The following is a 14411-nucleotide window of genomic DNA, read 5'->3' on the forward strand; positions in this document are numbered from 1 at the left end:
CGCTATTCGGCGACGGTCAGATCTGGCGGTTGCTTCGGCAAAAACCAGGCGGGGATGAACGTGGAGATCACCAGCACGACGGCGATCGCGAACACCGCGGTGTAGGCGTGTGACAGGTCGTGAATCACGTTGCCCGCGAAGCCCGGAGCCATCGACTCGCGGGGCATGGCGGATCCGTCGACGGACACCGCGCCTTCGGCGGCCCTCTGCTTGAGCGCCGCGATCTTGTTCGCCGCGACGATGTTCTGGCTCCGGTTGAACTGGTTGGTCAGGATCACCGACATCAGGGCGGTGCCCACCGAGCCGCCCACCTGCTGGCTGACGCTGATCAGCGTTGTCCCGCGCGCGATCTGGGGCGGGGTCAGCGACTGCACCGATGCGACCGAGAGCGGCATCATGGTGCAGCCCATGCCCAGCCCCATGACCGCCAGGCCCACCAGCAGCATGGGCCGGTAGTCGACCTGGCGGAAGACGCCGAAGGTGAACGCGCCCAGTCCCACGGTGATCAACGCGATGCCGACCAGCACGATCTTGCCCGGACCCTGCCGGTCCACGATCCGCCCGGCCAGCCGCATCGTCACCATCGCACCGAGCCCCTGCGGGATCATATGCACGCCGGCCTGCATCGGGGTGTAATGCAGCACCTGCTGGAAATAGCTGGGGAGCAGCAGGCCCGCGCCGAAGAAGGCGATGGCGAAGACCAGCATGGTCAGGTTGGCCTGCGTGAGCACCCGGTTGCCGAACAGCCGCAGGTCGATGAGCGGATGGTGCGCCCGGTACCAGGCGTGCGCGACGAAGGCGGCGATGAGCGTCAGGCCGATGGCCGCCGGTATCAGCACGTGGCGGTCGGCCACCGTGCCGCGGCCCGGGATGGACGACACCGCGAACAGGAACGTCGCCAGGCCGGGCGAGAGCAGCAGCACGCCGACGAGGTCGAACGTCTCCGACCCTGCCGGGGCGTCTCTTTCGAACACCAGCCACGCGAGTAGCGCGGTGATCAGGCCGAAGGGCAGATTGATCAGGAAGATCCACCGCCAGCCGGTGAGGTCGATCAGCCAGCCGCCCAGGATGGGGCCGCCGATGGGGGCGAGCAGCATCGGGATGCTCAGGATGGACATCAGGCGGCCCAGCCGCCGCGGGCCCGCTTCGCGGGTCAGGATGATGAACCCCAGCGGCAGCAGCATGCCGCCCCCGATGCCCTGCACCACCCGGAAGACGATCAGCATGAGAATGCCCGGCGCCACCGCACACAGCAACGAGCCGAGCGTGAAGGCCAGCACCGACCAGATGAACAGCCGCTTGGTGCCGAACCGGTCCGCCGCCCATCCCGTCACCGGGATCACCGCCGTCAGCGCCAGCGTGTAGCCGGTCATCGTCCACGCGACGACGGCCTGGGTGGACCCGAACTGTTCTATGAAGGTGCGCTGCGCCACGCTGACGACGGTGACGTCCAGGATCGCCATCACCGTGGCCAGAATGCACACCCCGGAGATCCGCAGCAGCGCGGCGTCGAGCCCGTCGGGGTAGTCGCGCGCGGGCATCGGGGCGGCGGGCAGCGCAGTCTCGGCCGCTGCGGAAGGGGCCTTGTCCATGGCGTTGCTTAGCATATCGAACCGATCCCGCGCGTCGGGCCGGATGAGCTGTTCCCCTCCGGTGGGCTCACCGGCGGCCGGTGGGCGCGGCGGCGGCTCGGTTCGACGGCTGTTTTACCAGCGTATCGGCCATGTGGATATACGCCTGCTGTCTGCGTGTCCTTTACTGTCCCGACACCTGGCATCGGCAAACTGCTGGTGTGTCTGGAAATTTGATCGTTTCGGTCTCAGGGATCGGTGATAGGACCCTGGCCGACGTCGAAGCGTTCTGCGCGCAGATGGACGCCCGCAAGGTGCCGGTGTCGTTGCTGGTGGCCCCCCGCCTGTCCGGCGACTACCGGCTCGATCGCGACCCCCGCACCGTCGAATGGCTCACGGGCCGCCGGGCCGGCGGCGACGCCATCGTGCTGCACGGCTACGACGACGCGGCCACCAAGAAACGTCGTGGCGAATTCGCGATCCTGCGGGCCCACGAGGCCGGCCTGCGGCTCAAGGGAGCCGACCGGGTGCTCGAACACCTCGGACTTCGCACCAGATTGTTCGCGGCCCCCGGCTGGGTGGTGTCACCGGGTGTCGTCAAGGCGTTGCCCGACAACGGTTTTCGTTTGCTCGCCGACCTGCACGGCATCACCGACCTGGTGCGGCACAACACCGTGCGATCCCGGGTGCTGGGCATCGGCGAGGGCTTCCTCACCGAGCCCTGGTGGTGCCGGATGGTGGTGCTGTCCGCCGAGCGGATCGCCCGTCGCGGCGGCGTCGTCCGCGTTGCGGTAGCCGCTCGTCACCTGCGCAAGCCCGGGCCGCTGCAGGCGATGGTGGATGCCGTCGACCTGTCCCTGATGCACGGCTGCACTCCGGCGGTGTACAGCTGGCGGCGCGACAGGGCGGTTCTCGACGCCGCCTGATCGACTCGCCGGCCGCGGTCACTACCCTGGTCGAGCATGAGCGATTCTTCGGCCACAGGTTTCGGCGCTGACGCGATCATCGTCGGTGCCGGCCTGTCGGGCCTGGTGGCGGCCTGCGAATTGGTGGACCGTGGCCTTCGGGTGCTGATCCTTGATCAGGAGAACAGCGCCAACCTGGGTGGGCAGGCCTTCTGGTCGTTCGGTGGCCTGTTCTTCGTCGACAGCCCCGAGCAGCGCCGGCTGGGCATCCACGACAGCCACGAACTGGCCCTGCAGGACTGGCTGGGCACCGCGGCGTTCGATCGGCCCGAGGACTACTGGCCAAGTCAATGGGCGCACGCCTACGTCGATTTCGCGGCCGGGGAGAAGCGCAGCTGGCTGCGCGCCCGGGGTCTGAAGATATTCCCTCTGGTGGGTTGGGCCGAGCGCGGCGGCTACGACGCGCAGGGGCATGGCAACTCGGTGCCCCGCTTCCACATCACCTGGGGCACGGGGCCGGCGCTGGTCGACATCTTCGCCCGCCGGCTGCGGGACCGCTCGACCGTGCGCTTCGCGCACCGCCATCAGGTCGACGAGTTGATCGTCGAGGGCGGCGCGGTGACCGGCGTCCGCGGCACGGTGCTCGAACCGTGCACCGCGGCGCGAGGAGTTCCGTCGTCGCGTAATGGCATCGGGCAGTTCGAGTTTCGCGCCCCGGCGATCATCGTGACCAGCGGCGGCATCGGCGGCAACCACGATCTGGTGCGCAAGAACTGGCCGAAGCGGATGGGCCGCGTCCCCGATCAGCTGCTCAGCGGCGTGCCGGCTCACGTCGACGGAAGGATGATCGGCATCTCCGAGAGGGCCGGCGCCCGGGTGATCAACCCCGACCGGATGTGGCACTACACCGAGGGCATCACCAACTACGACCCGGTCTGGCCACTGCACGGGATCCGGATCATCCCCGGCCCGTCGTCGCTGTGGCTGGACGCGGAGGGCAAGCGGCTACCCGTCCCGCTGTATCCCGGTTTCGACACCCTCGGCACGCTGGAGTACATCACCAAGTCCGGTCATGACTACACGTGGTTCGTGTTGGACTCCAGGATCATCGAGAAGGAATTTGCGCTGTCGGGCCAGGAGCAGAACCCGGACCTGACGGGGCAGAGCGTGCGCGAGCTGGTTCGCAACCGTGCGCGGTCCGGCCCGCCGGGACCGGTGCAGGCTTTCGTGGACAGGGGCGTGGATTTCGTCAGCGCCAACTCGTTGCGCGAGTTGGTGACCGCCATGAACAAGCTGCCCGACGTGACGCCGCTGGACTACGCGACGGTGGAGGCCGCTGTCACCGCTCGCGATCGGGAGGTGGCCAACAAGTACAGCAAGGACGGCCAGGTCACCGCCATCCGCGCCGCCCGTAACTACCTGGGCGACCGGCTGGGCCGGGTGGTGGCGCCGCATCGGCTCACCGACCCGAAAGCCGGGCCGCTGATCGCAGTCAAACTTCACATCCTGACGCGAAAGACATTGGGCGGCATCGAAACCGACCTCGGCGCGCGCGTGCTCAAGGCCGACGGCACCCCGCTGAGCGGCCTGTACGCGGCGGGTGAGGTAGCCGGGTTCGGCGGCGGCGGTGTGCACGGTTACCGCGCGCTGGAGGGCACGTTCCTCGGCGGCTGCATCTTCTCCGGGCGCGCCGCGGGCCGCGGCGCCGCCGACGACATCGCGTGACGTCTCGCGATCGCCGCTGGTTTTGATGGCGGCGACCCGCTTCGCCCGGCTGCGCCGCGCTCGCGATCGCCGCTGGTGCCGATGGCGGCGACCCGCTTCGCCCGGCTAGAACGCGACGGCGCTCTCTTCCGGGAGCACCTGGAAGTCGGTGTCGGTCATCTCGGTGAACCGGCCGTAATAGATGCCCAGCGCGTCGGGGGCGACGACGCCCTGGTGGATGGGGACCGCGTGGGCCGGTGCCACCGTGCGCAGATAGTCGATCGCCTCGGAGATCTTCATCCACGGCGCGGCCGCCGGCGCGGCCAGCACGTCCACCGGCTCGTCGGGGACGAACAGCGCATCGCCGGGATGCATCAGCCGGGCGCGGCGGTCTCCCTCGTCGACCACATAGGAGATGTTCTCGATCACGGGCAGGTCAGGGTGGATCACGGCGTGTTTGCCGCCGAGCGCGCGGATCTTCAGCTCGCCGACCGTGAGCTCGTCGCCGACGTGGACCACCTGGAAGGGGGCGTCGAGCTGTGCCGCGGTCTGCGAGTCGGTGTAGAGGGCGGCGCCCGGGTTGCCCTCGATGAGCGCCGGCAGCCGCGCGGGGTCGACGTGGTCGGGGTGCTGGTGGGTGATCAGGATGGCGGTCAGGCCGGTGATGCCCTCGAACCCATGCGCGAAGGTCCCCGGGTCGAAGAGCACCTTGGTGTTGTCGAATTCGGCGAGTATGCAGGAATGTCCGAAATGGGTCAGTTGCATGCCCTCGATTGTGCCCCGCGCGGGCGAGTCCGCGCGCCGGCACAGCTAACGTGGCCGCGGATGCGATCGCCGGTAGAGTTGTCGCCGGGACAGAGTTGAGGAGGAGCGCCAGTGGCCCGGGTGGTCGTTAACGTGATGCCCAAAGGGGAGATTCTCGACCCGCAGGGCCAGGCGATTGTCGGTGCGCTGGGCCGTCTGGGCCACCCCGGCATCGCAGACGTCAGGCAGGGCAAGAGGTTTGAGCTCGAGGTCGACGACTCGGTCGACGACGCGGTCCTGGCCGAGATTGCCGAGACGCTGCTGGCCAACACGGTGATCGAAGACTGGACCATCACCCGGGAGACGTCGTGACGGCCCGGATCGGCATCATCACCTTCCCGGGGACGCTGGACGATGTGGACGCCGCCCGCGCGGCGCGGCGGGTTGGCGCCGAGGCGGTCAACCTGTGGCATGCCGATGCCGATCTCAAGGGCGTCGACGCCGTGGTGGTGCCCGGCGGCTTCTCCTATGGCGACTACCTGCGGTGCGGCGCGATCGCGAAATTCGCCCCGGTGATGGGCGAGGTCGTCGACGCCGCGCGACGCGGCATGCCGGTGTTGGGGATTTGCAACGGTTTTCAAGTGCTTTGCGAGGCGGGACTGCTGCCGGGGGCGCTCACCCGCAACGTGGGTCTGCACTTCGTCTGCCGCGACGTATGGCTGCGGGTGGCGTCGACCTCGACGGCGTGGACGTCACGGTTCGAGCCCGACGCCGACCTGCTGGTGCCGCTGAAGTCCGGCGAGGGCCGCTACGTTGCCCCCGCCGAGGTTCTCGAGCGACTGGAGGGCGAGGGCCGGGTGGTGTTCCGCTACCACGAGAACGTCAACGGCTCGTTGCACGACATCGCGGGGGTGAGCTCAGAGAACGGGCGCGTCGTCGGGCTGATGCCGCATCCCGAGCACGCCATCGAAGCCCTGACGGGCCCGTCCGAAGACGGACTCGGGCTGTTTTACTCGGCGCTCGACGCCGTTCTCGTGGCTTAGACCGAAACGCCTGCGGCAGCCCGTAATTCGGCAAACGAGGCGATCAGGGAGTCCGTCGCGTCGTGCGGGTCCTTGAACGTCAGGTCGTCGGTGAGCACCGCGACGCCGAGCTGACCGACGTAGCTCCACACGGTGATGTTGACCGGCGCGCCCGGCGAGAGCACCCCGGTCGAGTAGATCTCGGTGACCGGCGCGCCGCCGAAGTGCCCGCGCTCGCGGGGCCCCACCACGCTGGACACCGCCACGTTCATCAGCTTGTTGGGGATGTCGCGCCGCCCCAGCCAGCGAAACGCCGCCGGGGCCAACGCGGTCGGCAAATAGGCCATCATCCGCCCGTACAGCTGCGGGCCCATGACCTCGTGGTCCTCCTTGGCGATGCGGGTCGCGAGCGCCACGAGTCGCGCGCGTTCGGCGGCGTCGGCGACGTGTACCGGCAGCGAGATCATCAGGCCGCTGATCGCGTTGCCGGTGATCCTCTCCGACTTGTCGGTGGCCGTCGGCACCGACGCGATGAGTGGTCGGTCTGCCGTGCCGTCGTAGTCCAGCAGCAGCTTGCGCAGGCCACCGGCCGCGATCGCGAGAATCAGGTCGTTCATCGTGATGCCCAGCGCCTTGGCCGTCGCCTTAGCGGCGGGTAGTGGCAGCGTCGCGCTGGCGAAGCGTCGCCGCGGCGACACGACGTGGTTGAGGAATGTCGGTGGCGCGTCGAACGCCTCGGCCAGGTCGGGATTGCTTCCGCGCTCCTTCGAGCGGCGGCGGACCCGCGCCATGCCCACCGCGGCGTTTGTGATCAGCCCCGGCAGTTCGGCCACCTGCCGGGCATGGTCGCGCGCGGCGGCGCGCAGCAGGTCGCCCGGCGACGCGGTGATGCCCGCCTCGTCGTTGTCGCGCTCGCTGGTCGCGGGCCCGTCCTCGAGGTCCATCGCGCGCGACAACAGGTTGACCGAGGCGACGCCGTCGGCCAGCGCGTGATGGATTTTGCCGATCAACGCGCACCGGCCCCCGGAAAGCCCTTCGGCGAAATGGAATTCCCACAGCGGCCGACCACGGTCCAGCGGTGTCGAGGCCACCTCGCCGATTACGGCGTCGAGTTCTCGCCGGCCTCCCGGCCCGGGCACCTCAACCCGCCGAAGGTGGTAGTCGAGGTCGACGTCGCAGTCCTCCTGCCACATCGGGTGGTGCAGCTGCCAGGGAATGTCGACGAGCTTGTAGCGCAGCGGTTCCAGCAGGTGCAGCCGCCGGCGTACGTGCCGGCGGAATGCGTCGAACCCGAAGTCGCCGTCGGCGCCGGACGGGTCGATGACCGCCACCTTGAGCGTGTGTGTGTGCAGGTTGGGCGTTTCGCTGTAGAGCAGCATCGCGTCCATGCCGTTGAGTCTTTTCACATGGCACCCGCTTTGCCGACGCTTCAACCGAGCACGGGGAATCGGCGCTGAGCGGCCAGCCGTTTGAGCGCGGCCTCCATTACCGAGCGCACATGTGCGTCGACCTCGTCGACGTCGGGATCGTTGCCGAAGCGGGCGGTGACGTCGATCGGTTCGAGCACTTCGGTGACGATCTTGGCCGGCAGCGGCAGATTGGGCGGGAAGATCACGCTCAGCCCGAACGGGAATCCGAAGCTGACCGGCAGGATGTCCATCCGGGCTTTGGTCAGACCCAGCTTGCGGGCCAGCCAATTGCCGCGGGTCAAGAACAGCTGGGTCTCCTGGGCGCCGATCGACACCGTGGGCACGATCGGAACCCCGGCCTCGATGGCCGTCCGCACGTAACCGGTGCGGCCGTTGAAGTCGATGGTGTTCGCGCTGAGCGTGGGGCGGTAGGAGTCGTAGTCACCGCCCGGGAAGACCAGCACCACCGCGCCGGAATGCAATGCTGCGGCTGCATTTTCGCGGCTCGCCTCGATGACACCCATGCGGCGCAGCCAGCCGTCCATCGGGCCGATGAACACCCCGTAGTGCGCCAGCGTGTAGATGGGGCGGTCGTAGCCGAACTCTTCGTAGAACGCCGACGCGAAGATCAGCACGTCGGGGGTGAGCATGCCGCCCGAGTGGTTGGAGACCACCAGCGCCCCGCCGGCCGGCGGAATGTGGGACAGGTTCTTGACCTCAGCGCGATACCACCGCCTGACCAGCGGCCCGACCGCGTTCTTGACCTGCTGGGTGAACGCGGGATCCCACTTGCGGGTCTCCTGATTGTCGGCCGCCGTGCCCGTGACGTCCTTCATGGTCCGCCCCCACGATCTGCCGGTCGAGTCAACGCGAATGTTATTGCCGGTGTGACGCCGGTCTCAAACCTGACGATTCTGGATATGCTACTCTCCGCATTAGAGAATGTCATATCCGTTTGCTGTGGACGAACCGCGCATCGGAGGGGGATGTCCGAGACAGTTCTGGTGACCGGGGGATTCGGGCTCGTCGGCTCGCAGACCGTGCCACGGCTGGCCGCCGATGGCCACCGCGTCATCGCCACAGACCTGGGCACCGCCGCCCAGCGCAAGGCCGCCGGGGCGCTGCCGCCCGGCACCGAGGCGCGCTGGGCGGACCTCACCGACGGCGGCGAGGTGGAGCGGTTGATCGCCGAAACGACACCGACCGTGATCGTGCACCTGGCGGCGATGATCCCGCCGCTGATCTACCGCCGGCCGGCGCTGGGGCGCCGCGTCAACGTCGACGCCACGGCCGCGTTGCTGCGGGCGGCTCGGTCGAGCCCGCACCCCGTGCGCTTCGTCCAGGCGTCGAGCAACGCCGTGTACGGCGCCCGCAACCCGCACCGGCACCACGGCCTGCTGCGAGCCGACTCCCCGATGATGCCGGCCGAGCTTTACGGCGCGCACAAGGCCGAGGCCGAGCGGGCCATCCGGTCCTCGGATCTCGATTGGGTGATTCTGCGGCTGGCCGGGGTGATAAGCGTCGAACCCGGTGCCATGCCCTTCAGTGCCGATGCGTTGTTCTTCGAGAGCGCCCTGCCCATCGACGGCCGCATCCACACCGTCGACGTCCGCGACGTCGCGCTTGCGTTCGCCGCCGCGGCCACCGCCGACGTCGTCGGGGAGACCCTGCTGATCGGCGGTGACAGCTCACACCTGCTCGAGCAGGGCGACATCGGCAATGCCCTGGCCGCCGCGCGGGGACTCATCGACGCGCTTCCCGGGGGGCGGCCGGGCAATCCCGACAGCGACGACGACTGGTTCGTCACCGACTGGATGGACACCGGGCGCGCCCAGCAGGCGCTGCGATTCCAGCGGCACACCTGGCCGGACATGCTCGAGGAGATGCGGGCCGCCGCGGGGTGGCGACGGTACCCGATGCGGTTGGCCTCACCGCTGGCGCGGCAGTTCCTCAAACGTCGTGCCGCCTATCGGCATTCGCCCGGGCCTTACGCCGACCCCTGGGGTGCGATCCGGGCCGGGCTGGGCGACCCGCGGCCCGACGTCGTGGGGCCGGCAGCCATCTGAGCTCGGCTCAGCCGGCGTCACGCACCAAGGGCCCTGTCGCCGAAGGCAATTCGGTGATTTGGTGCAACGCCGCGAACAGCTCGGTCGCGGCCGCGATGGTGCGGTCGACGAAGGTCGCGAAATCCTCGAACGGGACGTCGGCGGGAATCCACTGTGATGTGCGCGCCACCACACCGATCCGCTGGGGATCGGAGGAGTCGTGCACGACGGCGGTGACGCCGCGGTCCAGGCGGCTCCACCGCTCCGAGAAGTGGGCAAGCCACGGGCGGTCGACGGCGGGGAAGAAGCACCCCGGGGCGACGCGGACGATCAGCACGTCGTCGTGCGACGGGGAGATCTCGAGATGGACGTGCAGCCGCCTGGGCTGCGCTTCGGCGACGAAGAAGAACTCGCCGTCGTGGTGGCCGCGGAAGTATCGGCGTCCGCGGGTGCGCAGGTAGCGTTCGATCAAGTCCACACAGAGGGGCTCGCCGGTCATGAGAGGATGTTGGCGCCAGCGGCTTTGCGGATCCTTTGAGCCAGGCGATGAGGTTCCGAAGAATCTGTTGAGATTTTCCTGAGGCCTCGCGCGCCGCTCAGTGCAGTACGCGGGCGGCTCCCCGACGCCGTGCCGCGAAGCCGACGTCGTTCAGGCGTTCGGATTACTGCGGCGCTTCGACGGTGCGACTAGGCGACCGGCAAGGGGTTGAGATGGGCTTCGAGGTAGAACGGTTCGACCACATCGTGCTCAATTGCACCGGCGTCGATGCCACCGCGTCCTGGTACGAGCGGGATCTCGGCATGCAACGGGAGACCTTGGGGACTTCCGGCAGGACCGCCCTGCGGTTCGGGAACCAGAAGATGACGTCGCACTACTGCCGGGACGTCGACGGCAATCTCATCGAGATAGTGGCGTACTGACCGGACTCCGACGTCAGCCTGCGTGGCATCGGGGATGCGTCAGACAGCGCCGGTCGAGGGAATCAAAGCGGGTAAAGCTCGGGCAGATTGACCACGATCGCCTCCTGGGAGCTGCGCGCGATCACGACCTCGGCGGTGGTGTCGGGGTCGGGGTTTTCCTCCCGGTGCGGCAGGAACGGCGGGATGAAGACGTAGTCGCCGGGCGCGGCGGTGATGCGAACCTCCTGCACGCCGTCGTGAAAGACGAACTCCGGGTTGCCGCTTCGCACATAGATCGCGGTCTCCGACTCACCGTGGTGATGGTTGTCCGACGCGGATCTCGGTAAGGCGTGCGTTTCGCCCATCCAGATCTTCTCGGCGCCCACCGACCGGCCGGACAGCGCGGCGAATCGCCGCAGGCCCTCCGACTGAGCGGTGTCGGAGCTGATCTGCGACGCCTTGACGTGGTGCACGCGATCACGCGTGACTTCCGTCGGCGCGTCGTCGAGGTCCGGGTGGAATCCGTCTGAGGTCGCCATGACTCAATTATTCGCCCCGGCGTCCCGGTACGCCTCGAGAAGCCGCAGCCACAATTCGCTGATGGTCGGGAAGCAGGACACTGCGTGCCACAGCCGGTCGACGGGCACCTGGCCGGCGACGGCGATGGTCGCCGAATGCAGCAGCTCAGTGACGCCCGGGCCCACCAACGTCACGCCGAGCAGGCAGCCCCGCTCTTCGTCGACCACCATCCGCGCCCGGCCGGAGTAACCGTGCGCGTAGAGCTTCGCTCCCTTCACCACGTCCCCGTTTTCGACGTCGACGGCGCGGGCGCGGTGTCCGGCGTCCTCGGCCTCCCGCGCAGTCAACCCGACCGCGGCGGCCTCGGGATCGGTGAAGAAGGCCTGCGGCACCGCGTGATGGTCGGCGGTGGTCGCGTGCCTGCCCCACGGTGCGGTGTCCAACGGCGTCCCTGCCGCGCGGGCGCCGATGGCCGCACCGGCGACACGTCCCTGGTATTTGCCTTGATGGGTGAGCAGGGCGCGGTGGTTGACATCGCCCGCCGCGTAGAGCCAGCCGTCGGCGACCGCGCGCACCCGGCACGTGTCGTCCACGTCGAGCCAGCTGCCCGGGGTCAATCCCACCGTCTCCAAACCGATGTCGTCGGTCAGCGGTGCCCGGCCGGTGGCGAAGAGAACCTCGTCGACCTCCAACACGGAGTCGTCATCGAGCTCCAGGACCACCGGCCCAGTTGGCACGGCGGGTAATCCTCTCGTTCGTACTCACTCAATGGCCGCCGTCGACGAGTCGCTCGGCGAGCTCGCGCATGTCACCGACGACGAGAGTCGGTTGCGGCATGCCGTCGACGGGCAGCGGCGGATTGCCCGGGCGCGTGATGAGGGCGGAGCGCATTCCCACGTTCTGCGCGCCCAGGATGTCCCACACGTGCGCGGCGACCATCATGCACTCCGCCGGAGCCACGCCCAGCGCCTCATACGCATGCCGGTAGACAGCCGGGGACGGCTTGAACGCGCGGCAGGAATCCACGCTGAGCTGCTGTTCGAAGAACCCTGCGAGCCCCGCGTTCTCCAGGGGCGTCGTCGCGCCGGGCCGGTGCGGCGAGTTCGTCAGCGTGGCCAACCGAAAGCCGTTGTCCCGCAATACGGTGAGGCCGTCGACCACATCGGGATAAGCCGGCATCGCGCTCATCTGCGCCTGGACCCGGTGGACGTCATGGTCGGTGATGGGCACCCCGTGAATGTCGCCCAGCATGCGTAACACGCCCTGGCCCAGTGAGAAGAAGTCCACATAACAGTCCGCCAGCGTGGCGGTCATCGAGTACATGACGAGCTGGGCGAACCATTCGCGCAGCACCCGTTCGTCGCCGAAGAGCTCCGCGAAGAGCGGCGCGATGGATTCGAGATCGATCAGCGTCTCGTTGACGTCGAAGACGAGGACGGACGGTTTCGGCATGTCAGCGCCCAGCTTTCGTTCGTTCGGGAATGCCCGGCCGTCGAGACCCGGCCAGGCACAGGAAGATCGGCAGCATCGCCGTCACGGGTCCGTCACGCTAGTGCCTCCCGACAACCTCGTCGGTGTCGAGCCCCCGGTCGACGCCGTGGGGAACGACGGTTTGGCCCGGCTCCAGCCGGAGCTGCTGGCCGTCGAGGTGGACGTCGATCTTGTCGGGTTCGAACGACACCAGGTTGCGCACCCGCCCGACCTCCGTCCACGCGCCGACGTAAGACCATGCCGCTCGCCGGCGGCCGCCGACGTCGTAGTAGGAGCATATCCCCTTGTACGGGCAAAAGGTCTGTCCATCAACGAGTTTGAGGGCGGCTTGGTCGATGTCGGCGCGCGGGACGTACCAGCGGGGCGCAAAGCCGGATTCGTACAGCGCCAGCGGTTGCCGCGTCTCGGCGATCACCCGCTCGCCGTCCCGGACCACGAGGTGCCTCGAGGTGGAGCGGACGTCGATGCGGTGATAGGAGTCGGCCGCGTGACCGACGATGCGCTCGTCCTCTTCGTAGAAGGCGTCCATGCCGCGCCAGGCGAACGCCACCCGCCCGTCCAAAACCGCCGCATGACGTGGCAGGTTGGTGTGCCGCCAGGCGCCGTGGCCGGCCTGGCGGCCCGGTACTGCGACGGTGAACCACCGCGTGTCACCCAGGTCGCGGTGTTGTGTCACCCGCTCCTCGGCGATCAGGGTCGCGCCCCGGACGTCGCTGAGCGGAAAATATGCAACCGGGTAGCGCCCGGGTTCATGCAGGAGCACGACGTCTGGGCTGTCGGCGATCCACACGTCGGCGAAGCGCACCCTCATGCGGCGGCGCAACGGCTCGGCGAAAAGCAGTCGGGATGGCAACGGCTGCTCGGTGAGGAAGTGCCCGACCGAGCCCGTCGCCAGCGGCCCCTGCTGCCAAGCCAAGCCCATCATCAGGCCTTTCGGGTGAGATCCATGGTTCCGTCCGGTGACTGGGTATCGGGTTGGTCCATCACCACGACGACCTTGCCGCCGGCCGCCCCGGACTCGGCCGCCCGGTGTGCGTCGTGAATCTGATCGAACCCGAAGACGCGGGCCGGCGCCGCGTCGAGCGTGCCGTCGGCCACCTGCTGTGCGATCTGGGCCAGTGGCACGTCGGAGACGGGGAAGCCCGGATCGCCGAAGACCGGGCTGGCGAAAAAGGACCAATTGACACCGCTGGCCATCCGCGCCAGCGGATTGAAGTCACCGATCGGGTCCAGCCCGCCCAACCACCCCGCCAGGCAGGCGGTGCCGCCGCGGCGCAGCATGTCGAGAGAGTCGAGGATGGTGCTGTTGCCGACGAGGTCGAGGACGGCATCGAGGCGCTTGGCCTCGGGAAGGTGGGCGGCCAGGTCGGGTCGCTCCAGCTCGACCCGGCGCGCGCCGAGGCTCTCCAACATCGGAATGCGCTCGCGGCGGCGCGCGGTGGCGATCACCGTCGCGCCGGCCGCGACGGCCATCTTCAGGGCGGCCTGGCCTAACGCCGACGTCGCCCCGCGGATCACCAGCGTCTGGCCCGCCTGCAGGTTCAGGTTGCGGAACAGGCACGTCCACGACGTGGCAAAGGTTTCCGGCAATGCGGCAAGCTGTGCCCACGGAAGATCGGATTCGATGGGCGCGACGTTGGCCGCGCGCACTCGCGTGTACTCGGCGTAGCTCCCGTTGATGGTCCGGCCCAGGCCGCCCATCAGGGCGGCCACTTTGGCGCCGACGGGAAACTCGCCGCCGGGGCACGAGTCGACGATGCCGACGCACTCGATGCCGCTGACCTCGGCGGCCTCGGCCCATTCTCCCCGGCGCATGTGTATCTCGGCGTGGTTGATCCCGAACCCCTTCACCGCGATGACGACCTCGCCGACTCTGGGTAACGGCTTGGGTATGTCGGTGTAGACCAGGCTGTCGAGACCGCCGAACTTCGTCAGGATGATCGCGCGCATGTTCTCGCCGCCGGGCTCTTCACGCACCACGGCCGGTGCGGTGGGTCTTCCAGACGGCTGAATGGCCGTTGCAGCGGACATTTTCGATTCTCCCCGGGTCGATTTCGTCGGCTCGGCGACAACGTCTCCAGCATCGCACCGCGGTCACGGC

General features: G+C 68.5%; 15 protein-coding genes and 1 pseudogene. 6 read left to right on the forward strand and 10 right to left on the reverse strand.

Features of this window, described 5'->3' with window-relative positions; genetic code table 11:
* Nucleotides 1-2: 2 nt before the first annotated feature.
* On the reverse strand, nt 3-1607 hold the full coding sequence (locus G6N48_RS22770) for a DHA2 family efflux MFS transporter permease subunit (protein ID WP_372511211.1): 1605 nt from the start codon (nt 1605-1607) through the stop codon (nt 3-5).
* 185 nt (nt 1608-1792) lie between these two features.
* Between G6N48_RS22770 and G6N48_RS22775 the strand changes: the two genes are divergently transcribed.
* Together G6N48_RS22775 and G6N48_RS22780 are read left to right on the forward strand one after the other, a co-directional pair.
* Entirely contained in the window at nt 1793-2497 is a 705-nt protein-coding gene (locus G6N48_RS22775; protein ID WP_085268383.1) for a DUF2334 domain-containing protein, read from the forward strand.
* Between the two features lie 36 nt (nt 2498-2533).
* A complete protein-coding gene (locus G6N48_RS22780) occupies nt 2534-4201 on the forward strand; it encodes an FAD-binding dehydrogenase (RefSeq protein WP_085268384.1) in 1668 nt (555 codons plus the stop codon).
* Between the two features lie 105 nt (nt 4202-4306).
* On the opposite strand, the gene G6N48_RS22785 is transcribed toward G6N48_RS22780, so the two are convergent.
* Nucleotides 4307-4945 (reverse strand): MBL fold metallo-hydrolase, encoded by a 639-nt coding sequence (locus G6N48_RS22785; RefSeq protein WP_085268385.1) that lies wholly within the window; start codon nt 4943-4945, stop codon nt 4307-4309.
* Nucleotides 4946-5056: 111 nt separating this feature from the next.
* Between G6N48_RS22785 and purS the strand changes: the two genes are divergently transcribed.
* The gene (gene purS, locus G6N48_RS22790) at nt 5057-5296 is read left to right on the forward strand and encodes a phosphoribosylformylglycinamidine synthase subunit PurS (RefSeq protein WP_085268386.1); all 240 of its coding nucleotides are present in this window, start codon (nt 5057-5059) and stop codon (nt 5294-5296) included.
* Nucleotides 5293-5967: a phosphoribosylformylglycinamidine synthase subunit PurQ gene (gene purQ / locus G6N48_RS22795; protein WP_085268387.1), complete on the forward strand. Its 675-nt coding sequence runs from the start codon at nt 5293-5295 to the stop codon at nt 5965-5967. Before purS ends, purQ begins: the two co-directional genes overlap by 4 nt.
* On the opposite strand, the gene G6N48_RS22800 is transcribed toward purQ, so the two are convergent.
* Both G6N48_RS22800 and G6N48_RS22805 read right to left on the reverse strand, forming a co-directional pair.
* Nucleotides 5964-7352, reverse strand: a complete 1389-nt coding sequence (locus G6N48_RS22800) for a WS/DGAT/MGAT family O-acyltransferase (protein WP_179969903.1) — start codon at nt 7350-7352, stop codon at nt 5964-5966. The genes purQ and G6N48_RS22800 overlap by 4 nt on opposite strands.
* A gap of 23 nt (nt 7353-7375) precedes the next feature.
* Nucleotides 7376-8191, reverse strand: a complete 816-nt coding sequence (locus tag G6N48_RS22805) for a lysophospholipid acyltransferase family protein (protein ID WP_085268389.1) — start codon at nt 8189-8191, stop codon at nt 7376-7378.
* A 150-nt stretch (nt 8192-8341) separates the two neighbouring features.
* Between G6N48_RS22805 and G6N48_RS22810 the strand changes: the two genes are divergently transcribed.
* A complete protein-coding gene (locus tag G6N48_RS22810; protein ID WP_085268390.1) occupies nt 8342-9421 on the forward strand; it encodes an NAD-dependent epimerase/dehydratase family protein in 1080 nt (359 codons plus the stop codon).
* 7 nt (nt 9422-9428) lie between these two features.
* Here G6N48_RS22810 and G6N48_RS22815 read toward each other — a convergent pair whose 3' ends face one another.
* Nucleotides 9429-9899 carry a YbjN domain-containing protein gene (locus G6N48_RS22815; RefSeq protein ID WP_085268391.1) on the reverse strand — a complete coding sequence of 157 codons (471 nt, stop codon included), beginning with the start codon at nt 9897-9899 and terminating at the stop codon, nt 9429-9431.
* A gap of 212 nt (nt 9900-10111) precedes the next feature.
* On the opposite strand from G6N48_RS22815, the gene G6N48_RS22820 reads away from it, so the two are divergent.
* Entirely contained in the window at nt 10112-10321 is a 210-nt protein-coding gene (locus tag G6N48_RS22820; protein ID WP_085268392.1) for a VOC family protein, read from the forward strand.
* A gap of 62 nt (nt 10322-10383) precedes the next feature.
* On the opposite strand, the gene G6N48_RS22825 is transcribed toward G6N48_RS22820, so the two are convergent.
* The 5 genes and pseudogenes from G6N48_RS22825 to G6N48_RS22845 form a co-directional block, all read right to left on the reverse strand.
* The gene (locus G6N48_RS22825) at nt 10384-10839 is read right to left on the reverse strand and encodes a cupin domain-containing protein (RefSeq protein WP_085268393.1); all 456 of its coding nucleotides are present in this window, start codon (nt 10837-10839) and stop codon (nt 10384-10386) included.
* 3 nt (nt 10840-10842) lie between these two features.
* Nucleotides 10843-11580 (reverse strand): annotated as a pseudogene (locus G6N48_RS22830) (FAD-dependent oxidoreductase); the annotation flags it as partial.
* A gap of 4 nt (nt 11581-11584) precedes the next feature.
* Nucleotides 11585-12271, reverse strand: coding sequence for a haloacid dehalogenase type II (locus tag G6N48_RS22835; RefSeq protein WP_085268394.1), 687 nt, complete (start codon nt 12269-12271; stop codon nt 11585-11587).
* Between the two features lie 97 nt (nt 12272-12368).
* Nucleotides 12369-13232 (reverse strand): DUF427 domain-containing protein, encoded by an 864-nt coding sequence (locus tag G6N48_RS22840; protein WP_085268395.1) that lies wholly within the window; start codon nt 13230-13232, stop codon nt 12369-12371.
* Between the two features lie 2 nt (nt 13233-13234).
* Nucleotides 13235-14341, reverse strand: coding sequence for a zinc-binding dehydrogenase (locus tag G6N48_RS22845; RefSeq protein WP_085268396.1), 1107 nt, complete (start codon nt 14339-14341; stop codon nt 13235-13237).
* Nucleotides 14342-14411: the final 70 nt, after the last annotated feature.

This window comes from Mycobacterium parmense (genome assembly GCF_010730575.1).
Lineage (GTDB): Bacteria > Actinomycetota > Actinomycetes > Mycobacteriales > Mycobacteriaceae > Mycobacterium > Mycobacterium parmense.